This window comes from Olsenella massiliensis (genome assembly GCF_001457795.1).
GTDB classification, from domain to species: domain Bacteria; phylum Actinomycetota; class Coriobacteriia; order Coriobacteriales; family Atopobiaceae; genus Olsenella_F; species Olsenella_F massiliensis.
In genome coordinates this window covers 81,647-103,981 of record NZ_LN898210.1, presented here as the reverse complement: position 1 = coordinate 103,981, position 22,335 = coordinate 81,647, and the positions used below count along the sequence as shown (strand labels likewise).

The following is a 22,335-nucleotide window of genomic DNA, read 5'->3' as shown; positions in this document are numbered from 1 at the left end:
CTCATGCGCTCCCCACCATTGTGCACGCCCTGGCGCCCGATGTGCCCTACGTTTTACAACGCCGCCGAGTCATGGCGCGCGCCCACGACGCCGGCGGGGTGGAGGCGACGGTCAGGGGGCGCCCATGAGCCCCGACTCGGTGGCGACGAGCTCGACGGGGCGGTCATGCGGCCCGACGACGCCGAGCGCCCGCAAATCCTCGCTTAGCTGGGCGTCTCGGCACAGCCCCAGAGACCGGCCGCCAAACGCGTCGAGGAAGCGGTCGTAGTAGCCGCCGCCGTAGCCCAGGCGATAGCCCCTCGCGTCAAAGGTGAGCCCCGGAACGATGGCGACGGCGTCGGCATGAGAGGCGCCTGAGGGCGCAAGCTCCCGCGCCGTCGCAGGGTCGGGCTCCTCCACGCCCAGGGGGCCTCTCACGAGCCCGTCAAGGGAGTCCACGACAAACCAGCGCAGGTCCCTCGTGCCGGGCACGCACCAGGGCAGGGCGACCGACTTTCCGCAGGACCACGAACGGGCGATGATGCCGCGGGTGCTCACCTCCGCGCCGAGGGAGAGGTAGGTCATGACCACCCGCGCCCGCCGCCATGCCCCCGACGAGCAGACCGTGTCGCAGATCCCCTCGTCGGCGAGCGCGCGGACGTCCGGCGCCGATGAGGCGCGCGCGGCGCCGAGCGTGCGCCTGAGCTTTGCCTTGCGCGTCCTCATGACCTCGTCGTCCATGGCGGGCTGACTCCCTTCGAGCATCACAACGCGGCGGCTGGCCGTCAGCGTGGCGCTTCCTGCTCGCGTTGGCCGCCCTCTGGCGCGAGAGCTCGCGCCGCGCGTGTCAACGACCCTCTTTCGCAGACGGCCACGCGCGCCATCAATCGTAGCGCACGGCACGGCGAATTCTTGGGGCAAGCGTGATTGGATCGCCCTTGGCCTGGGACACGGGAGGCGTCTCTCATGCTGAGGGAGGGCCCTCGACGGCGCGCGCACGCGAGTCACCGACAAGGCCTCGACAAGGCCGGCCGCGCGACCGGATGGGCCCGCATGCGCGGTCGAGGGGTGCGGGGCCAGTTAACCGCCACGACAACCAAGGCGTTAAGCCCGCATGCGCGGGCGAGGGGCGCGGCCTTGATATAATCGATGCCGTCAGGATGACGCACGCGCAGGTCAGAGGAGCTCTCATCATGCAAAGCGAAGTCTTTGGAACCACCCCTTCCGGCGAGCAGGTGCGACGCTGGTGCCTGAGCACCGACCGCGCCCGGACGTGGGTCCTGGACTTTGGCGCCACCCTCCAGGGCGTCGAGGTGCCCAACGCGAGGGGCTCCTATGCCGACGTCCTTTTGGGCTATGACACGCTCGAGGGCTATCTTGACGACCCCTCCTGCTTTGGGGCCACCATAGGTCCCGTGGCCAACCGCACCGACCGCGCGGAGGTCCCCCTGGGCGGCACGGTCTGGCGCCTGAGCGCCAACGACGGGCCTGACGGGCGCAACAACCTCCACTCTGACCTTGACCATGGCCTGCACAAGCGCGTCTGGTCCGTCGTCTCCCAGGAGGGGTCGAGCGGCCTCACCCTCGCCTGCGAGCTTTCAGACGGAGAGCTGGGGCTGCCGGGCAACCGCCGCTTCGAGGCGGCGTTCTCTCTGGCGGACGAGGGCAACGCGACCACGCTTGCCGTGCGCTACCTGTGCGAGACGGACGCTCCCACCTACGTGAACATGACGAATCACGCCTACTTCAACCTCGCGGGACACGGCTCGGGAGACGTCCTGGGGCAGCTCGTCCGCATTGAGGCCGACGAGTACCTCCCCCTGCGCGAGGACTCCGTCTCGGCGGGAGAGGTGCTCCCCGTCGCGGGGACGCCCTTTGACTTTCGCGAGGGCCGTCGCCTCGGCGCGCGCATCCACGAGGACGACGAGCAGCTCCGGCGGGGTCACGGGTACGATCACTGCCTCTGCGTGAGGGGGTTTGAGGAGGCGGCGGCGCCCCGCGCGGCCCTCTGGGCGCAGGACCCCGCAAGCGGCAGGACCCTCTCCGTCGCCATCACCACGCCGGGCGCGCACCTCTACACGGGCAACTGGATCGACGACCCCGTCGCCAAGGACGGATGCGCCTACCATGCCCGCGCCGGCTTCGCCTTCGAGCCGGAGTACTACCCCGACTGCATCCACCACCCCGGCTGGCCCCAGCCCGTCTGCACGCCCGAGAGGCCCTTCTCCTCGACGATACGCTGGACGTTTGGAGCAAGGGACGCGGACGGCGCAACAAGCTTGCGATAGCGGCTTTGCGGCGGATCGCCCAGCTGACCGACTCGCCCAACCGACGCCGATCGCACGGCCTTGTCCCTTGAGGAGGGCGGGCAGCCCCGACGAGCCGCCCGCCCTTCATGAGATGTTTGCCTGCGACGGGCCAGGCGAGGCCGGCGCTCCCGCGCGGCCTCCCTACGAGAGCTCCGCCACCTGCGTCTCGAGGCGCTCGATGGTCTGCTCGAGCTCGGCCTTGTGCGCGAGCTTCTTGTCCTTCACGGCAGCGGAGGCCTTGGCCATGAAGCCCTCGTTGGCCAGCAGGGCCACGAGCGACCCGTGCTCCTTCCTGGCCTTGTCGAGCTCCTTGCCCAGACGCGTCGCCTCGACGGCCAGGTCAACGAGCCCCCCCACGGCCACGAAGGTCTCGACGCCGGCCTCGACGACGGACACGGAGCCTGCCGGCTTGCGCACGTCCGGCCCCACCGTGAGCTCGCCTACGTGCCCCACGCGGCGAATGAAGTCACCCTGGGACGTCAGGATGGCGGCGTCGGCGGCGTCGGCGCGCACGGCCACGTCAAGTACCGCCCGAGGCGAGAGCCGGTAGCGCGCGCGGATGGAGCGCACCTGCGAGATCAGGCCCCTGGCGAGCTCAAAGGCATGCTCGGCACCCTCGTTCACGAACGAGGCGTAGTCCGTGGGGTCGGGCCAGGCGGCCATCATGAGGAGGTCCGTCTCGCCCTCGCCCGCGGCCGCCGCTCGCCCAAGGGCGCTCTTTGGCAGCGCGTCCCAGACCCGCTCGGTCACGAAGGGCATGGCCGGGTGGAGCAGGCGCAGGGCCGTGTCGAGGACGAACACGAGATTGCGCTGCACCTGGAGCTTCTCGGCGGGCGAGCCGTCCAGCAGGCGCCCCTTGCAGAGCTCGATGTACCAGTCGCACACCTCGTTCCAGAAGAATGCCTGGATGCCGCGGGCGTAGTCGCCAAACTCGTAGCCCTCGAGGGCACGCGTGGAGCTCTGGACGGCCTTGGCGAGCCTGCTGAGCATCCAGGCGTCCTCGGGGGTCTCGGCCAGGGCGGGTCCCGGCTCATAGCCCGCAAGGTTCATCTGCACAAAGCGGCTGGCGTTCCAGATCTTGGTGACGAAGCCCTTGGCCTGCTCGGTGCGGGGGCTGCCCAACAGCTCGTGCGTCTTCTTGCTGAGGTCGGCGTCAAACTTGACGTCCTGGTTGGTGGTGATGAGCGTAAGCAGGTTGTAGCGCATGGCGTCGGCGCCGTACCTGCGGATGAGGTCCATGGGGTCCACGCCATTGCCCTTGGACTTGCTCATGCGGCTGCCGTCCTTGGCCAGGATGGTCGCGTAGATGTAGACGTCGTGGAAGGGAATCTCGTCCGTGAAGTAGAGGGAGCTCATGATCATGCGAGCCACCCACAGGGCGATGATGTCACGTGCCGTCACGAGGACCTGCGTGGGATGGTGGCCTTCCATCCTTTCGGGGTGGTCGGGCCAGCCCTGCGTGGCGAAGGTCCACAGCTGCGAGCTGAACCAGGTGTCGAGCACGTCCTCGTCCTGATGGACGTGGCGTCCGCCGCAGTGCGGGCAGACGTCCACGTCCTCCATGAGGGCGTCCGACCAGCCGCAGTCGTCGCAGTAGAAGACGGGAATGCGGTGGCCCCACCAGAGCTGACGCGAGATGCACCAGTCCTTGAGGTTCTCCATCCAGGTGAGGTAGGTGTCGGTCCAGCGGGCGGGATGGAACGTGACCTCGCCGTCGCGCACCACCTGCATGGCGCGATCCTTGAGCTTGTCCACGGCCACGAACCACTGCTCCGAGAGCCAGGGCTCCAGGGAGGTGTCGCAGCGGTAGCAGTGCATGACCGAGTGGTCGATGCGCTCGACCTTCTCGAGCAGCCCATGCTCCTCAAACCAGCTGACGATGGCGGCGCGCGCCTCGTCGCGTCCCATGCCGCTGAACGCGCCGTAGCCCTCCACGACATGGGCCGTCTCGTCCAGGACGTTGACCTGCGCAAGGCCGTGAGCCTGTCCCATGGCGAAGTCGTTGGGGTCATGGGCGGGCGTGACCTTGACGAAGCCCGTGCCAAAGCCGGCGTCCACGTGCCAGTCCGCAAAGATCTCGATCTGACGGCCCACGATGGGAAGGAGCACCTTCTTGCCCACGAAGCGCTGCTTGTCGGGGTCGGAGGGGCTCACCGCGATGCCCGTGTCGCCGAGCATCGTCTCGGGTCGAGTGGTGGCGACGGTGATGTGGTCGATGCCGTCAACGGGCGTCTCGAGCGGGTAGCGCAGGTACCAGAGATGGCCTTCCTCGTCTTTGTACTCCGCCTCGTCGTCGCTGATGGCCGTCTTGCAGCTGGGGCACCAGTTGACGATGCGCTTGCCGCGGTAGATGAGGCCGTCGTGATACCAGTCGCAGAACACCTTGCGCACGGCGGTGGCGTACTCGGGACTCATCGTGAACTTCTCGTCGTCAAAGTCGATGGAGCAGCCCATGCGCCTGATCTGGCTCACGATGGTGCCGCCGTACTCCTCGCGCCAGTCCCAGCACGCCTTGAGGAAGCGCTCGCGCCCGATCTCGAGGCGCGAGACGCCCTCGTCCTTAAGCTTCTTGTCCACCTTGGTCTGGGTGGCGATGCCGGCGTGGTCCGTGCCCAGAATCCAACGGGTGGAACGCCCGCGCATACGACTGAAGCGCACGTAGGCGTCCTGGATCGTGTCGTCCATGGCGTGCCCCATGTGGAGGATGCCGGTGACGTTGGGCGGCGGGATCACGACGGTGCAGTCTCCCACCCCCTTGCTGCGCTGGTAGCAACCGGCCGATATCCAGCGCTCGATGAGCTCGGGCTCGGCGGTCTGGGGGTCGTAGGTCTTGGGCATCTCTTCCACGACGATTCGCTTTCGCTTGGGCCCCGAGGACCGGGTTGGCACTCGTGTCTTGAGCGCGCGCGACCTGGGGCGGCTTTGGGGGCGTCCGTAAGACGCCCGCCTGACAGTCTCTAAGGGTACCACTGAGCGCGGGCGAGGGCTCGGAGCGCGGGGGCGGGGCTCACGCTCGAAGCGCGCTTGTCCTCAGCGCTCATCTTGCAAACTGACTCGCTTTTCGCCGCAAATCGCGCCAAAACTGAGCCGAGAGGCACGATGAGCATGCGACTTGCGTGTTGACGCGCCGCAGCGCGGCCAGTCGAGGCTGCGCGCCCCCGCAGCGGCGCTCATCTTGCAAGCTGACTCGCTTTTCGCCGCAAATCGTGCCAAAACTGAGCCGAGAGGCACGATGAGCGACGTAGGGCGGCGTGGAGAACGCACCAGCGACGTAGGGCGGCGTGGAGAACGCAATTGCCCGCCGTGCTCGGCGTCTGAGACGTTGCATGGGTCCCCGCCTTAAGCTATGAATGAGTCTCACACGCAAACGCCGCCGCGACGCGGCGGCGCAGGGCAGGGAGTGCACCGTGACGACAAGGCAGAATGAGAAGGTCGAGAAGGTCAGGGAGACCGCGACCGACCGGCTGCGCCTCGTGATGGGCGACGAGGCGCTCGCGCACGTCCAGGCCGCGCGCGTTCTTGTGGTGGGACTGGGGGGCGTGGGCTCAAACTGCGTCGAGGCTCTCGCGCGCGGGGGCGTGGGCCATCTCGTCCTCATCGATCGCGACGTCGTGATGCCCTCCAACCTCAACCGTCAGGCCGTCGCCTGGCAGAGCACCCTCGGAAAGCCAAAGGCACAGGTCATGGAGGATCTCGTCCACGACATCAATCCCGCCTGCAAGGTCACGGCACGGCAGCGCTTTCTCTCAAAGGAGAACCTGGCGAACACGCTGACGGCACTGCCTCGCCCCGACTTCGTGGTTGACGCCATCGACACCGTGAGCCAGAAGCTCCTGTTGGCCCAGTGGTGCCAGGACCGGGGCATCAGGGAGATCAGCAGCATGGGCGGGGCAAACAGGCTCGACCCCACGCGCCTGCGCTTTACGACCATCGAGAGGACCGTCAACGACCCTCTCGCCCGGATCATGCGCAAGGAGTGCCGCAAACGGGGCATCCACGGCCTTCAAGTGCTCTATTCAGACGAGCTGCCCCGCGAGCCCCAGGGCAAGGCGGACGCGCTGGGCGAGGGCGGCTTCGTGCGCGCAGGCTCGTCCATCCTAGGAACCATGAGCTACATGCCGCCCATCATGGGCCAGATGATCGCCGGGCGCGTCATTGGCGAGATTGCGGGGCTCACATGGGGCTGAGGCTTTTTGACGCCCACGTGCACCTGGACTTCTATGACAACGCCGCCGAGGTGGCCCAGAGGGCCGCGGCGCGGGGAATCGAACTTTTTGCCGTTACCGTGACGCCCCGAGGCCACGAGGCGGCCCGTCCCCTCCTTGCCGGCTGCACCAACGTGCACCTCGCCGTGGGGTTGCATCCCTGGTGGGTCGCACGCGGGCAGGCGGATGCCGACGACGTCGCGCACGCCTGCGAGCTTGCTGCCCGCACGCGCTTCGTGGGTGAGGTGGGCATGGATCTCTCGCCCCGACACGTGTCCGAGGGCAGCGCGAAGCGCCAGCGGGAGGCGTTCGCCGCCCTGTGCACGGCGGCGGCACGAGGGAGCGACGCCACCGCGCCGTCAGTCCTCTCCGTCCATGCGGTGCGGTCTGCGGGGGCCTGCCTCGACGTTCTGGACAAGACGGGCTGCCTCGAGCGATGCCGCGTCGTGTTCCACTGGTTCTCGGGCAGCTCCGACGAGCTGCACCGAGCCGTCGTCGCCGGCTGCCGCTTTAGCGTCAACGAGATGATGCTGGCCACGCGGCGCGGGCGTGAGTACGCTCGGCAGCTCCCCCTGGACCAGCTCCTGGTCGAGACGGACCTTCCCGAGAAGGCGGATGAGGCGAACGCTGCGGACGGCGGTGCGAGCAACGCGGGCGTCGCGGACGGGGCGGACGAATCGGCCCGGGAGATCGCCCAGTCACTTGAGAGGTGCGTCTCACAGATTGCGGGGCTTCGCCACATGGACGAGAGCGAGCTTGTCAGACAGCTTGTCGCCAACGCCGAGCGGCTGCTGTCCTAGGGCAAGACAGGGCAGGGCAAGGCGGGGCAGGGCGTTCGAGGACGTCATGATTGCCCTCACATGCCTGAGATTATCAATGACCAAACTGTCGTTAATCCGTCATTGTTTTTTCGTATCCTGGGCAAACGTAAAATTAATGCCCAAAATCAAGGATTCTGGGCATTAACGTAGGCGTTCGGGTGCCAGTCGATACGTACGCAGGGGTGCCGAAAAGTGCACGGCGTCATGAGGCCCGCTCGTCAGCTCCTCGTCAGCTCCTCGCCCGCTCGTCAGCTCCTCGTCAGCTCCTCGCCCGCTCGTCAGCTCGCCTGGTGCGTGCCCACGCCCGAGCCCAGGGCGCCGTGTCCGGCAGAGAGGGGCGTCGTCGCAGGCTCCCTGACGATGGTGGGCAGCGCGGCGCCGCCAATGGACGCCGGCGTCACGACGACCCGCGTGATCTCCAGGTCGCTCGGCAGGTCGAACATCGTGTCCTGGAGCGTCGCCTCGCAGATGGCCCTAAGGCCGCGGGCGCCGGTGCCGCGCTCGATGGCCTGGCGGGCGATCTCGCGCAGGGCGTCCTCGGTGAACTCGAGCTTGACGCCCTCGATGGCAAACATGCGCTGATACTGCTTGACGATGGCGTTCCTGGGCTGCGTGAGGATGCTCACGAGGTCGTCCTCGGTGAGGTCCTTCGTGGCGGTGATGACGGGGATGCGGCCGATGAACTCGGGAATCATGCCAAACTTGTGCAGGTCCTGCGGCATGACCTGCGCCATGAGCTCGTCCTCGTTCTCCTTCGCCTTCTGGGTGAGCTCGGAGTTGAAGCCCACGCCCTTCCTGCCGATGCGGTCGGCCACGATCTTGTCGAGACCCACGAAGGCGCCGCCGCAGATGAAGAGGATGTTCTTGGTGTTGATGTGAATGAGCTCCTGCTGAGGGTGCTTGCGCCCGCCCTGGGGCGGCACGCTCGCCTCGGTGCCCTCCAAGATCTTGAGAAGCGCCTGCTGCACACCCTCGCCCGAGACGTCGCGCGTAATGGAGAGGTTCTCGGCCTTGCGGGCGATCTTGTCAATCTCGTCCACGTACACGATGCCCACCTGCGCGCGCTCCACGTCGCCGTCGGCGGCCGTGATGAGCTTGAGGAGAATGTTCTCCACGTCCTCGCCCACGTAGCCCGCCTCGGTGAGCGTGGTGGCGTCGGCGATGCAGAACGGTACCTCGAGAAAGCGCGCGAGCGTCTGGGCCAGCAGCGTCTTGCCCGTGCCCGTGGGCCCCAGAAGCAGGATGTTGCTCTTGGCGAGCTCGACGTGCTCCGTGCCCTCGGGCGCGTCGGCGGGGGCGCCCTCGTCGTCGCCCGACAGGATGCGACGGTAGTGATTGTAGACGGCCACGCTCATGGCGCGCTTGGCGTCCTCCTGACCCATGACGTACTGGGAGAGCTCGTCATAGATCTGATGGGGCGTGGGGAGGTTCTCTATGGGGCTGGCCGGTGCGTCAAAGGCCGCCTCGTCGATGACGTCGTCCGCGGCCGTGCGCGTCGCCTCGTCGATGATGGTGGAGCACTCCTTGACGCACTCGTCGCAGATGTACACCCCGCTGCGGCTCTGGATGAGCTGCCTCACCTGGTCACGGGTCTTTCCGCAGAAGGAGCAGCGGATCTCGTCGTTGCCTCTCATGCCGCTTGATGCCATCTGGATCTCCTCAGGTACTCAGAAACGGGCTGGCCCGTCCGAAGGCGGGCGGCCTTAGATACTAGCTCAATCGTCGACGATTGAGCTCAATCACCGACGATTCGTGCGACGACGAGGCGTGCGGCGCGACGGCGGGTCCGAGCCTGACGCCGACGGCGCGGGCAAGGGCGACGCGCCGGGGCCGCGGGCAAGAGCGACCTCTGGCGCGACTCCCCACATCCTACGCGGACTGCTCGGCGCGCGAGGTGATGACCTTGTCAACGAGGCCGTACGCGCAGGCCTCCTGGGCACGCAGGTAGTTGTCGCGCTCGGTGTCGGCGTTGATCTTCTCGACGCTTTGTCCCGTGTACTGGGAGAGCAGCTCGTTGATCCGGTTGCGAATCCACTTGGTCTCGTCGGCGACGATCTGTATGTCAGTCTGCTGGCCCTGGGCGCCGCTGGAGGGCTGGTGAATCATGATCATGGAATTGGGCAGCGCCAGGCGCTTGCCCTTGGCGCCGGCGGCAAGGAGGACCGACGCCATGGACGCAGCCATGCCCACGCAGATCGTGGAGACGTCGGGCTTGATGAAGTTCATGGTGTCGAGGATGCCGAGACCCGCGTACACCTCGCCGCCGGGCGAGTCAATGTAGAGGGAGATGTCCTTGTCGGGGTCCTGGCTCTCCAGATGCAGAAGCTGCGCGACCACAAGGTTGGCGGTGTCGCGGGTTATCTCCTCGCCGAGAAAGACGATGCGGTCGTTAAGCAGGCGCGAGTAGATGTCATAGCTGCGCTCTCCGCGCGGGGTCTGCTCCACGACGTAGGGAATGAGGGGCGTTGCCATGGGGTTGTGCATGCGGGTCTCCTTTGTGTTTAGGCGCTCCGGGGTGTTGTACCCACGGAGCGCCGTCTCAAGTCAATCCTGTCACGCCACGTCGGCGCGCCGGGAGCATCCGCCGCAACTGACGCGCGCGTCAAAGGTCAGCGGCCAACGTCCCTACTCCGCGTCCTTGGCCTCGTCGTCCTTCTTGGGCTCGTCGCCCTGCGTCGCCCCAGCCTCGTCGTCCTTCTTGGCCTCGTCGTCCTGCGTCGCCCCAGCCCCGTCGGCCTTCTTGGCGCGCGCCTCGGCGATCTCGTCGACCTCGGTCACCGCGCAGTTCTCGACGAGCCACTTGACGGCCTTGGTGCGGCGGATGGACTCGCGGATGGCGGGCATCTGGCCGTTCCGGGTGAACTCGTCCATGGACGTGGCGACGTCCTTTACGCCGGCACGGGCGAACTCGTCCCTCACGTCGTCCTCAGTGGCGTCAAACTCAAGGTGACGCGCGAGGGCGTCAAGCGCGAGCGACTGACGCGCGCGCTCGGCGGCCTGCTGATGGAGGTCGGCGATGAAGTCCTCGTTCTTGACCTTGCGCGCGGCGAGGTACATGTCAAGCGTCATCCCCTGACGCTGGAGCTGCTGGAGGAACTCGTTGGCAAGCTCGGAGAAGACCTGGCTCTCGTAGGCGCCGGGAACCTCCTCGAGCTGCAGGTGCCTGCCGATCTCCTCGACGACGCGATCCTCCTTGAGGTTGGGGAGGCTGGTCTTCTTGTCCTGCTCGATCTCGTCCTTGACGGCGTCACGGAACTCGGCGACGGTGTCAAAGCCAAAGCTCTTCTTGGCGAACGCGTCATCAAGCTCGGGAACGACGGACTTCTTGAGGCCCTTGAGGGTCACGGTGACGGCGAGCCTCTTCTGGTCGTCGCCCTCGCCCTGGGTCCACTCGACGTCCTTGGACTCGCCCTTCTTGAGGCCCACGATGCCGTCCACGTACTCCTTGGGCAGATGGCTGTGGGAGAGCGAGACCTGACGGTCCTCGCCGGCCAAGAAGTCGGCGCCCTCCTTGCTCACGGTGTCAACGACCACGACGTCGCCCTCGGTCGCGGCACGGTCGGCGTCGTCGTCCTCCCAGCTCGAGTGATAGTTCATGAGCTGCTCGACCTGCAGGTCGATCTCGGCCTCGGTGGCGTTCGCGGGAGGCATGTTGATGCCGGGCGCGTCGTAGGAGTCGAGCTCGCACGCAGGGGGGACCGAGACGGTGACCGTGGCGGAGAGGTCCTCGTGCTCCACGACGACGAGACGCTCCTCGCCGTAGTCGGGGCGGCCCACGGGCACGATGTCAAGCTCCTCGAACATCTGGGGCTGGGCCTCGTTCATGAGGTCCTCGGTGGCCTGGCCCAGCACGGCGTCACGACCGACGATGCCGTTGATGACGGGACGCGGCGCGCGACCGCGGCGGAAGCCCTGGAAGTTGTACTTCCTGGCAATTTCCCTGTAGGCCTTGTCAATGGCCTTGTCAACCTCGGAAGCAGGCACGGTAAGCTTTGCGACCACCTGGTCGTTCTGCGGCCTCTCGGCAGTGACGATGATGTCCAACGTTCCTCCAGTGTCTAGTACGGGCGCCCTGTGAGAGGCGCCGCCAACTCTCGGCGCATGCGGCGCATGGTGCGGGCGAAAGGACTCGAACCTTCACGAGGTCTCCCCCACTGGAACCTAAATCCAGCGCGTCTACCAGTTCCGCCACGCCCGCAGCGCTGCATACAACCTAGGCATGATAGCAAAAGCCGGGCCTCACGGGCGTGACGTTGACGTTCATGCGTCAAACAACAGACGCCGGCGGCTGGAGGGACCCCGTGGCATGAGACGCCCCGACGCGCGCTCCCGCGGATGCACGACCGTAAGGCGCCCCGCCACGACCCCTCCCTCGTCGGCAGGCCCGCCTACGTCAGGTCCTGCAGCGCGATGACGTCCAGCGCATCCTCCCGCGCGGCGACGATGGCCTGCACGAGCGCCGTCGTCGCCGAGAGCGCCGTCACGCAGGTGATGTCCCGGTTGACCGCCTCCGCGCGCAGGATGGACCCATCGCCGCGCGACTCATGACCATGCGGCGTGTTGATGATGAATGCCACCTCGCCGCCGGCGATCTCGTCCACGATGTTGGGATGCCCCTCGCTCACGCGCCTCACCACCTCGCAGGCAAGGCCCGCCGCCCGCAACGTCTTGGCGGTGCCCGCCGTCGCGATGAGCTCGTAGCCCAGGCCCACGAGCGACGTCGCCACCGGCGCGATGGCCCGTTTGTCACGGTCGCACACGCTCACGAAGACCTTTCCGCCGCGCGGGAGCCCGTAGTCGATGGCCCGGCGCGTCTTCGCATAGGCGGCCGGGAAGCTGCGCCCTATGCCCATGACCTCGCCCGTCGACTTCATCTCGGGGCCCAAGGTCGAGTCGGCCCCGGGAAAGCGAGCCCACGGCATCACCGCCTCCTTGACCGCGAAGAGCCCGGCCTCGTCCTTTTCCTCGCCAAGCTCACCCAACCTTCGCAGCTGGGCGATCGTCTCGCCGGCCATGATGCGCGCGGCGAGCTTTGCCAGGGGCACGCCCGTCGCCTTGGACGAGAAGGGCACCGTGCGGCTGGCGCGCGGGTTCATCTCGATGACGAGGACCTGCTCGTCCTTCACCGCGAACTGGATGTTGAGAAGGCCGCGCACGCCCACCGCCAGCGCGAGCGTGCGCGTGATGGCGCGCACCCATCGCACGATGCGGTCGGACAGCGAGAACGGCGGGTGGCAGCAGGCCGAGTCGCCCGAGTGGATGCCGCACTCCTCGATGTGCTCGAGGACGGAGCCCACATGGCAGTCCGTGCCGTCCGCCAGCGCGTCCACGTCGAGCTCGATGGCGTCCTCCAGGAAGGCGTCCAGGTAGACGGGATGGTCAGGCGAGACCTCCGTGGCCTCGGCCATGTAGGTCGCGAGGTCCCCCTCGCCGTACACGATGGCCATGCCGCGGCCGCCCAGCACGTAGCTTGGACGCACGAGGAGCGGGTAGCCCAGACGAAGGGCGACCTCCCGCGCCTCGTCGATGGTCTCTGCCGTCGAGCTGGGCGGATAGGCAACGCCCAGGCGGTCGAGCAGGCCCGAGAAGCGGTCGCGATCCTCCGCGAGGTCGATGGCGTCGGGCTGCGTCCCCATGATGGGGACGCCCGCCTGCGCAAGGCGTCGCGCGAGGTTGATGGGCGTCTGCCCGCCGAGGGTCACGATGACGCCCACGGGCCTCTCGCGCTCGACGACGTCCATGACGTCCTCAAAGGTCAGGGGCGCAAAGTACAGGCGGTCGGAGGTGTCGTAGTCCGTGGAGACCGTCTCCGGGTTGCAGTTGACCATCACGGTCTCGAAGCCTCGCGCCGTGAGCGCCATGGCGGCGTGCACGCAACAGTAGTCAAACTCGATGCCCTGACCAATGCGGTTGGGCCCGGCCGAGAGGATCACCACCCGCGGGCGCGCGGCCTGCCTGAACTCGGTGGTGCCTCCGGCCTCGTAGCTGAGGTAGTGATAGTTGGTGTGCGAGGCAAACTCCCCGGCACAGGTGTCAACCGTCTTCACGAGGGGCCGTACGCCCAGCACCTCCCTGAGGGCGCGGACGGTCTCCTCGCGCTGGCCCACGAGCCAGGCCAGCTGCGCGTCAGAGAAGCCCATCTCCTTTGCGGCCATCAGGCGCTCGGACGTGAGGCCGGCGACGCCGCCCTCCCTCAGGGACCGCTCGGCGCGCACGATGTCGCCCATGCGCGCGAGGAACCAGGGGTCGATGCCCGTGAGCTCGTGGACACGACGCTCGCCCCACCCGCGCCGAAGCGCCTCGGCGACGTAGAAGATGCGCTGGGGCGTGGGTCGGCTCACCAGGTCCAGGAAGGCCGCGTCGTCCTCGACGTACTCCATGAGGCCGTCGGCGCCGAGGCCGGCATGGCCCTGCTCCAGCGAGCGGCAGGCCTTCTGGAGCGCCTCCTCGAAGGTGGACCCCATGGCCATGACCTCGCCCACCGACTTCATGCGCGTGGTGAGCGTCTCGCTCGTGCCCCTGAACTTCTCAAAGGCAAAGCGGGGAACCTTGACCACGCAGTAGTCGATGGACGGCTCAAAGCAGGCGGGCGTGGCCCCCGTGATGTCGTTCGTGATCTCGTCGAGGGTGTAGCCCACCGACAGGAGCGCCGCCATCTTGGCGATGGGAAATCCGGTCGCCTTCGAGGCGAGGGCGGAGGATCGGCTCACGCGGGGGTTCATCTCGATGACGATGACGCGACCGTCGGTGGGGTTCACGGCAAACTGCACGTTGGAGCCACCGCAGGCGACGCCAACCCGTTCGAGCACGGCGAGCGAGTGGTCGCGCAGACGCTGAAGCTCGACGTCGGAGAGGGTCTGGCAGGGAGCCACCGTGATCGAGTCGCCCGTATGGACGCCCATGGGGTCGAGGTTCTCGATGGAGCACACGACGATGCCGTTTCCGGCGACGTCGCGCATGACCTCCATCTCGATCTCCTTCCATCCCTCGACGCTCTGCTCCACGAGCACCTCGCCGTTAGCAGAGAGCGAGAGGCCCTCGCGGGCGATGCGTAGAAGCTCGTCGCGGTCATGCGCCATGCCGCCGCCGGCGCCTCCCAGCGTGAAGGCGGGACGAATGACGACGGGGTAGCCGAGCTCGTCCGCCACCCGCTCGCAGTCCTCGAGCGAGCGGGCGATGCCCGAGCGCGCCACCTCGAGCCCAACGTCGCGCATGGCGGCGGCAAAGAGCTCGCGGTCCTCCCCCACCTGAATCGAGGCGATGTCGCAGCCGATGACCTCGACGCCATGGCGTGCGAGGACGCCGGCCTCGTCAAGCGCGACGGCGCAGTTGAGGGCCGTCTGGCCGCCCATGTTGGGCAACAGCGCGTCAGGACGCTCGCGCTCGATGACCTTGGTCACGGCCTCCACCGTGATGGGCTCGACGTAGGTGCGGTCCGCCGTGTCGGGGTCGGTCATGATGGTCGCCGGGTTTGAGTTGACGAGCACGACCTCGTAGCCCTCGCCGCGCAGGGCCTTGCACGCCTGGGTGCCCGAATAGTCAAACTCGCAGGCCTGGCCGATGACGATGGGACCGGAGCCGATAATCAGGACCTTGTGGATGTCGGTGCGCTTGGGCATCAGCGAGCCCTCCCTTCGCAGACGTCGACGGCGAGGTAGTCGGGGTCGCCCTTGATCATGCGGACGAACGACGCAAACGCGTAGCCCGCGTCATGGGGGCCCGGGCGGGCCTCGGGGTGATACTGCAGCGAGAAGGCCGGGACGTCCAGGAACTGGATGCCCTCAGGCGTACCGTCGTTGAGGTTGACGTGGGTGAGGCGGATGCGCCCGAAGCGCTCGTTGCGCACGACGGGGGCGACGCGCCTCTTGCTCCAGAAGCGCAGGTCCGTCGCATGCTTGCCGACGCCGTCAGAGAGCTCGGGGTCCAGGGGGCCAAGGCTCGAGAACACGGTGCCGTAGTTGTGGTTCTGGGCGCTGATCTCGACCTTGCCCGTAAGGAGGTTCATGACCGGCTCGTTGCCTCCGTGATGCCCGTACGGGAGCTTCTCGACGCTTCCGCCCGCCGCGAGGGTGAGCATCTGGTTGCCCAGGCAGATGCCAAAGACGGAAAGCTTTCCCAAGAGCTCGATAGCGCAGGCCATGGTGGCGGGCACGCTCCTGGGGTCGCCCGGCCCGTTGGACAGAAACGCGCCGTCATAGCCGCCTGCGAGCACGTCTGCCGCCGGGGTGTCCCAAGGGAGCACGGTCGCGTCGCAGCCGGCCGCAACAAGGCGCTCGGCGATGCCGCGCTTCTCGCCGCAGTCGATCACGGCGACGCGAGGCCGGCCTTGGCCGGCGGAGCACGCCGCGGCGGCGGGAAGGTCGACGGGCTTTCTGGTGGAGACGTCGGCGACGAAGTTATGCGCCGAGATGGGCTCGCTCGCGCGCACGCGGGCGACGAGGCTCCGGAGGTCGAGGTCGACGGTCGAGATCGCCGCCTTAAGGGCCCCTCTCTCGCGGATGTGCAGGGTGAGGGCGCGGGTGTCCACCCCCTGAATCGCCACGACCCCGTGCTCGCGCAGATAGTCGGGAAGGCTTCCCACGCTGCGCCAGTTGCTGGGCGAGAAGCACATGTCATGCACCACGACGCCGCGCAGCGCAGGCCCCGCGCCCCCCAGCGCCTGGTCGTCGGCAGGGGTCACGCCGTAGTTGCCGATCTGGGGATAGGTGAAGGCCACGATCTGGCCGGCGTAGCTGGGGTCGCTCACGACCTCCTGATAGCCCGTCATCGAGGTGTTGAAGACGATCTCGCCGAAGGCCTCCCCCTCCGCCCCGCAACAGCGCCCGCAGAGGGTCGTTCCGTCCTCCAGGGCGAGCAGCGCCCGAGGGAGCTCGTCCGCACCGGCAAGCAGGTTCATGTGCCACCACCATCCTTTTGGTATCTCTGTACCGTCGTTAAAGGTCGGTTTCGAATTCTAGGTGGTTATAGATGCACTTTTGTGTAATTTATAGGGCTGTTTATCATATCGACACAGTCCTGCGGACAAGACTCGAGCGCGCGTGACGCGCGGGCGCACACCGGCGCGCCAGCCTCTTATGCGGGCCTTTACACAAGGCGCGGGACCTCGCGGGGGCATCCTGCCGTCCCACGAGGCCCCGCGCACGCGAGCCTGTTGTCGCTGGCCTGCTAGCAGACCCCCTGGCCCATCATGGCGTCGGCGACCTTGAGGAAGCCGGCGATGTTGGCGCCAAAGACGAGGTTGCCCTCATGGCCGTACGCCTTGGCCGCCTGGGACGACGCCTGGTAGATGGAGGCCATGATGCCCTGGAGTCGCTCGTCGACCTCCTCGAAGGTCCAGGAGATGTGCCCGGCGTTCTGGCTCATCTCGAGGCCGGAGACGGCCACGCCACCCGCGTTGGCCGCCTTGCCCGGGCAGAAGGCAACGCCGTTGTCGATGAGATACTGGGTCGCCTCCAGCGTGGTGGGCATGTTGGCGCCCTCGCCCACCACCGTGCAGCCACCGGCGACGAGCCTCTTGGCGTCCTCGAGGAGCAGGGTGTTCTCGCGTGCGCAGGGAAGCGCCACGTCGCAGGGCACGCCCCACACGCCGCGACCGTCCTCGGCGTGGTGCTGCGCGGCGGGGCGATGCTCAAGGTACTTCGACAGGCTCACGCCCTCGTCATGGCCCGAGCGCTTGGCGTTGTAGACGGCCTCGAGCGCCTCCACCGAGAGGCCCTCCTCGTCATAGACCCAGCCCTTGGTGTCGGAGCACGCCACGACCTTGGCGCCAAGCTGCTCCGCCTTCTGGATGGCATAGATGGCGACGTTGCCGGAGCCGTGGACCACGACCGTCTTGCCCTCGAGGGAGTCGCCGCGGTCCGCGAGGAGGTTCTGCACGAAGTAGACCAGGCCATAGCCCGTGGCCTGCGTGCGAGCGAGCGAGCCGCCAAAGCTGAGCCCCTTGCCGGTGAGCACGCCGGACCACTCGTTGCGCAGGCGCCTGTACTGGCCAAACAGGTAGCCCACCTCACGACCTCCCACGCCAAGGTCGCCGGCGGGAACGTCCGTGTCAGGGCCGATGTGACGGGCGAGCTCGGTCATGAACGACTGGCAGAAGCGCATGATCTCATTGTTGGACTTGCCCTTGGGGTCAAAGTCGGAGCCGCCCTTGCCGCCGCCCATGGGAAGGGTCGTGAGGGAGTTCTTGAAGATCTGCTCAAATCCCAGGAACTTGAGCATGCCAAGCGTCACCGTGGGGTTAAAGCGCAGACCGCCCTTGTAGGGTCCGATCGCCGAGTTAAACTCGACGCGGTAGCCGCGGTTCACCTGGACCTTGCCGGCATCATCGATCCAGGGGACGCGGAAGATGATGACGCGCTCCGGCTCGACAAGGCGCTCAAGCAGGGCGGCCTCCTCAAATTCCGGATGGGCGTCGAGAGCGGGCTGCAGCGTCGCGAGCACCTCGTCGGCTGCCTGGAGAAACTCGGGCTGGTCCGCATAGCGCTCCTTGAGTCCTGCCATGACCCTCTGGGAATAGTTCATCGGTTCTCCTCTCGCGTTGACTGCCCGGGCGGCAGTCCGCCGCAGCAGACGTTTCCATGCCTGAAACATAGAGAACTTGCCCGAGAAAGGCGGCGGCGGGCGGGGCGGCGTAACAATCTGTACATCGTGTACGCCGTCGCGATAATTACGTGCAACATCGTTGCCTTGGCATGAAAGCTCGCGTATACTTTCTGAGCGGCCCCGGGGTGTGGCGCAGCTTGGTAGCGCATCTGCTTTGGGAGCAGAGGGTCGCTGGTTCGAATCCAGTCACCCCGACCATCGCGGCGGTAGTTCAATTGGTAGAGCAGCAGCCTTCCAAGCTGCTTGTTGCGGGTTCGAGTCCCGTCCGCCGCTCCAAGAATTCGCAGGTCATCGCCATAATCGGCGGTGACCTGCTTTTTTGCTCCCCGCTGAGCCCCCCTAAACACAAGGCTTGCCATATCCCACTTGCCATATCCCAAAATGTATAAACATATGGTTGCCTGAACCGCCCGTCACACGTCACACAAGACCACAGCCTCCGCGAGACGCGTTGTTTGCGGCCATGATGCACCTCCGGCTTCCATGAAAAAGGCCCCCGGCGGGGCCTAGGGTGATTGTGGCGCCTGGCTGAGGAATCGAACCCCGATCAACGGTTTTGGAGACCGCCGCACTGCCATTGTGCTAGCCAGGTGAGCTTTGAGTTGTCTCACGTATACGAGTATCATGTAATCAACGGAGTGGGCTCTGGGTCTGAACAGACACTGGGTCCGCTCCTTTTTTGATATAAACTACACTGCCGTCTTTCTTCACGAAGAGAACTTCGTCTATTCCGTGCATAGCCATTTGCCGCGGGATTTCTCTACCTATCGCCTCATCTGAGACTGACTTGTAGCGAGAGTTGAACACTACCCTTTTCGGTCCTTTGTAATCGAGCCGAGCGTTAGTTTTCTCATCCCATTGGTTTCTGAACTGCCTGTTTGCTACGCGCAGATTCTTCTCGACGAATCTTATGCTCCCCGGAGTGTATCCCTTCTCGTCGTACGGGCTTTTTACTTCCCAAAGGTCTCCATTAATGAATAGATCTATGTTCGAATACCCCTCAGGAGCTGATGCTGGGCGAGCTTCAACTTTAATACCCGTGGAGGCGAGGGAGTCATGAGCGAAGACATCCCTCCACTCTCCGTTGTGGTTCCCAAAGTTGCCGTAATCGTAAACGCCGCGTTCCTTTGGGTCTCCGTAGTTTTTAAACGGGTTGAGAGAATAGTCAGCCTCGACTTTCTTCCCATACATAAGCCAGTCGGGGTCGTGGAGAGCCATGAAGCCGCGAAGCTCCCTGTTGTCGTCCTGGCTGTCGAACGACAGGCCGGTCTGCTCCTCCATCTCGCTCATGCGGTCGCGCATGTCCTTGGGGTCGTAATGCTGGACGATCTCGGCGTCGGGGTCGTCCTCGAAGCCGGGAACCACCTTGCAGTCGCAGCGGCGGTGAAAGTGGCGGAACTCGCCCGCCGTCTTCCTCGTGTGGTAGACCGCTCCGCGCCCGACCAGCATGAGGCAGAACGTGCACGTCTCCGCGCCCGTGGGGACGCGGGCGAAGCGCGCGCCCCTCTTCCGGTCGCGCCCGGCGTTCTGGATGATGGTCTCGTTCAGGCTGCGCAGCACGTCGTTTCGGCCAAGCTCGCCGCAGTACCTGGCGAACCCGCGCAGGTCGCCCTTCGCGAGCCTCTTCGCCTGGTAGCGCGCCGTCTCGTCGACGGTCTTGGGGTTGTAGGTCGCCGCCGTTATCGCAGGCGGCAGCTTGACGTGGCTGTCGGCCGCCTCATCATATCTCTGGATAGCCGTAGACTTGACAGATTCCCAAGCTGCCTGCTGCGAGTTTGAGTCCCGTCCGGCGCTCCAAGAATCCGCAAGTTATCGTCGCAATCGGCGGTGTCTTGCCTCCCCCTAAACACAAAGACTGACGTGTTCCATCGATGCGTCGTAGGATGTTTTGACTTAGTTTTGCCTGAACCTGCGTTACGGCATGAATAAGGCCCCGTCACAAGCACAGGCCAAGACTCATGCGGCATGGCCCAACGGGTGGAGAACAACCCCCCATCCCACCCTCCACAGATTGAGGTCGATTGGAGATGGCATGAAAACCTTCCTGAAGTGGATTGTCGTGTTTGCGGCAGTCGAGATTATTGTGCGTGTCATCGACAGGCTGAGGAGGCGCTAATGGCAGTCTCGGACGCCCAGAGGCGCGCTAGCGAGAAATACCGCAAGAAGAGCATCAAACAGATCACGACACGTTTCTACCCCGCCGAAGCGGCCCTCTGGGAGTGGCTGTCCGCGCAGCCCAACAAGCAGGGGTACATCAAGCGGCTCATCCGGGAGGACATGGACCGCCGCCGCTAGCGTCTGCGGTCGAGCGGCAAGTCATGGCGCTCGAAGCACCAGCCGCCCTTATGACTTATAAGGCGCGTCGCGGCGCTGAACGCCAATAGCTGGTCCCAGAGCGCGTCCCCGCCGCCCGCCATCCCGAGCCGCCTGTTGAGCTGCCGTATCAGGCTGAGCGCCGGGGCGTCTGCGTTGGAGAAGTTGCACCCACGGGTCAGCTCGTCCCACTTGACCGAGCGGAACGCGTCGGACGAGACAGAGAGCGGCTTTCTGAGCTTTGCCATGCGGAGTCCCAATCGACATGAAAAAAGCCGCCCTAAAAGGGCGGCATACAGCAAAACAAACCCGTTCGGCAATCTAGCAATTGAGGCCTATGCCGGTAGGCCATTCAAAGCTGGGGGAGTCGATATCGAGCATCGAGAGACAGCTTCTGTACATGTTCTTGTAGTAATCGACGGCTCCTTGAGGCGTGTCGTCGGTCGGAACGAAATCAGGGCTGAACTGGAACTCGTCATCCGATATCCACTTCTCCCACTTCTCGTACTCGCGCTGTCCCTCTGGTGTAAACACGGCCATCCCCTCTTAAAGCTATTCCTCTTCAGCCATTAGTTGAATGCACGACCATGCCCCTGCTCAGACTTCAAGATACCGCGGATGTGCCGACGTTGGAATGACAAAACGGGCTAACGAACATGATGCCGCGCCCGTCTCTTATTTGAGCTGCGGCACCTTTTACGCCGGATTGGTGTGAACCACCGAACCGTACCTGATGTCTCGCGTGAGCTCGTCCCACGTGGCCGAGCGGAGCGGGCCGGACTCAACGGAGGGCGGCTTCCTGAGCTGTGCCACGGGACCCCCAATCGGCATGAGAAAGGCCGCCCCGAAGGACGGCTGCCAGCAAACATCCGGATTTGCCTAATTAAAGCGTCTCGCCCAATCGCGACCTCTCATTCAGACCGGAAATCTGAATATCTGATTCGACGATGGAATAGTAGTCCTCATAGGACTTCACCGCATCTTCAGGTGCTGAATCCGTAAGATGGTATCCGCGTCCATCATCTGGAAAGGCTTTACCAAGGCCGATTACCGTATACCAATCAGGATTTGTCATGAAATAGGGCACCATGGTATCCATGGCTTACCTTTCTCCTAGTTACAGGCGATTCCCTGCGAGATAATCCATCATCGCTTTTCCAAATGCTGTAGGAGCACCCGAATTCAAACTTGCGAACGACTCTGCAAACGCCTCGAAAGAATTAGTATGACCATACCGGAGCAGTGAGGCATCCGTCGCGCCGTATTTAACGCGCGCAATTCGCTCGATCTCTCGAAAGGCCGCATTGGCATACTGCTTGCTGGTACCAGTGTACCCGTTAGATACGGTCTTCTTGATACAAGGCGTTTTGTAGAAGATGCCCGTATTCATGCTTAACCGTATAAGCAGCCTGCGACGTTATTCTGCCGTTTGTCGGCATCTTGAATCCACTAGACTCCTCGTCTCGTTGGCTTCTTGCATGCTTTGCAGCATTGCCCATATACGATCTATTAAGCAGCATTACGGCACCATCGCCAATAGAACCGGCGGCAGCATAAAATCCCTCGCCGTCAGCACCTGCTAGTACCGTCGGCGTTGCCTTAAGCGCTTCGTATTCCTTTTCCATCTTCGCGATTGCCGACAGATAGGCGCCCATAGACTGTGTGCCGATAGCATCAGTTCCAACGACGTCCTTAAATCCGGCCATCCTGGCAAGCTCGGCAATGTCAGACCTTGAATCTCTCGGGCCGCCAACGTTTTTGGATTAGCGGCTGAAGACTGACAAAAAAGCTTGATACGCCTTCCAGACATAGAGGCTACTTCCCCTACCGCCCATGGAACCCTCCCGCCTCGTACTCGACAACCTCGCAGCCGCCGAAGTCGAACCCTATGTTCTTGCCGTAGAGAAGGACGCGGGACGGCTCCAGGCGCCGCATCGCCTCGCGCATGCCGTCGCGCCCGCAGTCGAAGCGGCTCACGACGCGCCAGAATGCCGCTCACCGGCCATGAAAACACAGCTCACCGCCATATCTGACAGCGAGCTGTTTGTGTGTATAATATGGCCGACAACACTATCTGAAAGGTAGCAAATGGTGTTGTGCAAGTGT

18 protein-coding genes and 3 tRNA genes are annotated in these 22,335 nt (G+C 65.1%); 6 read left to right on the top strand and 15 right to left on the bottom strand.

Going from position 1 to position 22,335, the window contains the following annotated elements:
- Positions 1–111: 111 nt before the first annotated feature.
- Positions 112–720: a 5-formyltetrahydrofolate cyclo-ligase gene (locus BN3001_RS02590; RefSeq protein ID WP_058270263.1), complete on the bottom strand. Its 609-nt coding sequence runs from the start codon at positions 718–720 to the stop codon at positions 112–114.
- A gap of 452 nt (positions 721–1,172) precedes the next feature.
- Here BN3001_RS02590 and BN3001_RS02585 point away from each other — a divergent pair, with 452 nt between their 5' ends.
- The gene (locus BN3001_RS02585; RefSeq protein WP_058270262.1) at positions 1,173–2,267 is read left to right on the top strand and encodes an aldose epimerase family protein; all 1,095 of its coding nucleotides are present in this window, start codon (positions 1,173–1,175) and stop codon (positions 2,265–2,267) included.
- A 162-nt stretch (positions 2,268–2,429) separates the two neighbouring features.
- On the opposite strand, the gene BN3001_RS02580 is transcribed toward BN3001_RS02585, so the two are convergent.
- Positions 2,430–5,135 (bottom strand): valine--tRNA ligase, encoded by a 2,706-nt coding sequence (locus BN3001_RS02580; protein ID WP_058270261.1) that lies wholly within the window; start codon positions 5,133–5,135, stop codon positions 2,430–2,432.
- Positions 5,136–5,695: 560 nt separating this feature from the next.
- On the opposite strand from BN3001_RS02580, the gene BN3001_RS02575 reads away from it, so the two are divergent.
- Together BN3001_RS02575 and BN3001_RS02570 are read left to right on the top strand one after the other, a co-directional pair.
- Positions 5,696–6,475, top strand: coding sequence for a tRNA threonylcarbamoyladenosine dehydratase (locus tag BN3001_RS02575; RefSeq protein WP_235815019.1), 780 nt, complete (start codon positions 5,696–5,698; stop codon positions 6,473–6,475).
- Positions 6,466–7,293 (top strand): TatD family hydrolase, encoded by an 828-nt coding sequence (locus tag BN3001_RS02570; RefSeq protein ID WP_058270260.1) that lies wholly within the window; start codon positions 6,466–6,468, stop codon positions 7,291–7,293. The genes BN3001_RS02575 and BN3001_RS02570 overlap by 10 nt, the downstream gene beginning before the upstream one ends.
- 299 nt (positions 7,294–7,592) lie before the next feature.
- Here BN3001_RS02570 and clpX read toward each other — a convergent pair whose 3' ends face one another.
- The 7 genes from clpX to gdhA all read right to left on the bottom strand — a co-directional run bounded on the left by clpX (position 7,593) and on the right by gdhA (position 17,835).
- On the bottom strand, positions 7,593–8,963 hold the full coding sequence (gene clpX / locus BN3001_RS02565; RefSeq protein ID WP_082629935.1) for an ATP-dependent Clp protease ATP-binding subunit ClpX: 1,371 nt from the start codon (positions 8,961–8,963) through the stop codon (positions 7,593–7,595).
- A gap of 220 nt (positions 8,964–9,183) precedes the next feature.
- Positions 9,184–9,798: an ATP-dependent Clp protease proteolytic subunit gene (locus tag BN3001_RS02560; RefSeq protein ID WP_058270259.1), complete on the bottom strand. Its 615-nt coding sequence runs from the start codon at positions 9,796–9,798 to the stop codon at positions 9,184–9,186.
- 141 nt (positions 9,799–9,939) lie between these two features.
- Positions 9,940–11,358, bottom strand: coding sequence for a trigger factor (gene tig, locus BN3001_RS02555; protein ID WP_058270258.1), 1,419 nt, complete (start codon positions 11,356–11,358; stop codon positions 9,940–9,942).
- A 67-nt stretch (positions 11,359–11,425) separates the two neighbouring features.
- Positions 11,426–11,512: transfer RNA gene (locus BN3001_RS02550), tRNA-Leu, on the bottom strand.
- Positions 11,513–11,702: 190 nt separating this feature from the next.
- A complete protein-coding gene (gene carB / locus BN3001_RS02545) occupies positions 11,703–14,933 on the bottom strand; it encodes a carbamoyl-phosphate synthase large subunit (protein WP_058270257.1) in 3,231 nt (1,076 codons plus the stop codon).
- A complete protein-coding gene (carA, locus tag BN3001_RS02540; RefSeq protein ID WP_058270256.1) occupies positions 14,933–16,210 on the bottom strand; it encodes a glutamine-hydrolyzing carbamoyl-phosphate synthase small subunit in 1,278 nt (425 codons plus the stop codon). The genes carB and carA overlap by 1 nt, the downstream gene beginning before the upstream one ends.
- 269 nt (positions 16,211–16,479) lie before the next feature.
- Positions 16,480–17,835 carry an NADP-specific glutamate dehydrogenase gene (gdhA, locus tag BN3001_RS02535; protein WP_058270255.1) on the bottom strand — a complete coding sequence of 452 codons (1,356 nt, stop codon included), beginning with the start codon at positions 17,833–17,835 and terminating at the stop codon, positions 16,480–16,482.
- Positions 17,836–18,037: 202 nt separating this feature from the next.
- Between gdhA and BN3001_RS02530 the strand changes: the two genes are divergently transcribed.
- Together BN3001_RS02530 and BN3001_RS02525 are read left to right on the top strand one after the other, a co-directional pair.
- Positions 18,038–18,114, top strand: a tRNA-Pro gene (locus BN3001_RS02530).
- A gap of 2 nt (positions 18,115–18,116) precedes the next feature.
- Positions 18,117–18,192: transfer RNA gene (locus BN3001_RS02525), tRNA-Gly, on the top strand.
- 354 nt (positions 18,193–18,546) lie between these two features.
- Here the strand turns inward: BN3001_RS02525 and BN3001_RS02515 are convergent.
- Positions 18,547–19,650 carry a VG15 protein gene (locus BN3001_RS02515; RefSeq protein ID WP_456238426.1) on the bottom strand — a complete coding sequence of 368 codons (1,104 nt, stop codon included), beginning with the start codon at positions 19,648–19,650 and terminating at the stop codon, positions 18,547–18,549.
- Between the two features lie 381 nt (positions 19,651–20,031).
- Between BN3001_RS02515 and BN3001_RS02510 the strand changes: the two genes are divergently transcribed.
- Positions 20,032–20,211, top strand: coding sequence for a hypothetical protein (locus tag BN3001_RS02510; RefSeq protein WP_058270253.1), 180 nt, complete (start codon positions 20,032–20,034; stop codon positions 20,209–20,211).
- Here BN3001_RS02510 and BN3001_RS02505 read toward each other — a convergent pair.
- The 5 genes from BN3001_RS02505 to BN3001_RS08300 all read right to left on the bottom strand — a co-directional run bounded on the left by BN3001_RS02505 (position 20,208) and on the right by BN3001_RS08300 (position 22,206).
- On the bottom strand, positions 20,208–20,477 hold the full coding sequence (locus BN3001_RS02505) for a hypothetical protein (RefSeq protein WP_058270252.1): 270 nt from the start codon (positions 20,475–20,477) through the stop codon (positions 20,208–20,210). The two genes, BN3001_RS02510 and BN3001_RS02505, sit on opposite strands and share 4 nt — an antisense overlap.
- 73 nt (positions 20,478–20,550) lie before the next feature.
- Positions 20,551–20,763 carry a hypothetical protein gene (locus BN3001_RS02500; RefSeq protein ID WP_148362928.1) on the bottom strand — a complete coding sequence of 71 codons (213 nt, stop codon included), beginning with the start codon at positions 20,761–20,763 and terminating at the stop codon, positions 20,551–20,553.
- Positions 20,764–21,112: 349 nt separating this feature from the next.
- Positions 21,113–21,328: a hypothetical protein gene (locus tag BN3001_RS08310; protein ID WP_148362927.1), complete on the bottom strand. Its 216-nt coding sequence runs from the start codon at positions 21,326–21,328 to the stop codon at positions 21,113–21,115.
- A gap of 238 nt (positions 21,329–21,566) precedes the next feature.
- A complete protein-coding gene (locus BN3001_RS08305) occupies positions 21,567–21,935 on the bottom strand; it encodes a hypothetical protein (RefSeq protein ID WP_148362926.1) in 369 nt (122 codons plus the stop codon).
- A 118-nt stretch (positions 21,936–22,053) separates the two neighbouring features.
- The gene (locus BN3001_RS08300; RefSeq protein WP_156410031.1) at positions 22,054–22,206 is read right to left on the bottom strand and encodes a hypothetical protein; all 153 of its coding nucleotides are present in this window, start codon (positions 22,204–22,206) and stop codon (positions 22,054–22,056) included.
- Positions 22,207–22,335 lie beyond the last annotated feature (129 nt).

Coding starts and splice junctions, on each gene's coding strand:
- BN3001_RS08305 (WP_148362926.1), bottom strand. CDS start 21,935: ATGGCCGGATTTAAGGACGTCGTTGGAACTGATGCTATCGGCACACAG.
- BN3001_RS02585 (WP_058270262.1), top strand. CDS start 1,173: ATGCAAAGCGAAGTCTTTGGAACCACCCCTTCCGGCGAGCAGGTGCGA.
- BN3001_RS02560 (WP_058270259.1), bottom strand. CDS start 9,798: ATGCACAACCCCATGGCAACGCCCCTCATTCCCTACGTCGTGGAGCAG.
- carA (WP_058270256.1), bottom strand. CDS start 16,210: ATGAACCTGCTTGCCGGTGCGGACGAGCTCCCTCGGGCGCTGCTCGCC.
- BN3001_RS02570 (WP_058270260.1), top strand. CDS start 6,466: ATGGGGCTGAGGCTTTTTGACGCCCACGTGCACCTGGACTTCTATGAC.
- carB (WP_058270257.1), bottom strand. CDS start 14,933: ATGCCCAAGCGCACCGACATCCACAAGGTCCTGATTATCGGCTCCGGT.
- BN3001_RS08310 (WP_148362927.1), bottom strand. CDS start 21,328: ATGGATACCATGGTGCCCTATTTCATGACAAATCCTGATTGGTATACG.
- BN3001_RS02590 (WP_058270263.1), bottom strand. CDS start 720: ATGGACGACGAGGTCATGAGGACGCGCAAGGCAAAGCTCAGGCGCACG.
- BN3001_RS02505 (WP_058270252.1), bottom strand. CDS start 20,477: ATGGCAAAGCTCAGAAAGCCGCTCTCTGTCTCGTCCGACGCGTTCCGC.
- BN3001_RS02510 (WP_058270253.1), top strand. CDS start 20,032: ATGGCAGTCTCGGACGCCCAGAGGCGCGCTAGCGAGAAATACCGCAAG.
- gdhA (WP_058270255.1), bottom strand. CDS start 17,835: ATGAACTATTCCCAGAGGGTCATGGCAGGACTCAAGGAGCGCTATGCG.
- clpX (WP_082629935.1), bottom strand. CDS start 8,963: ATGGCATCAAGCGGCATGAGAGGCAACGACGAGATCCGCTGCTCCTTC.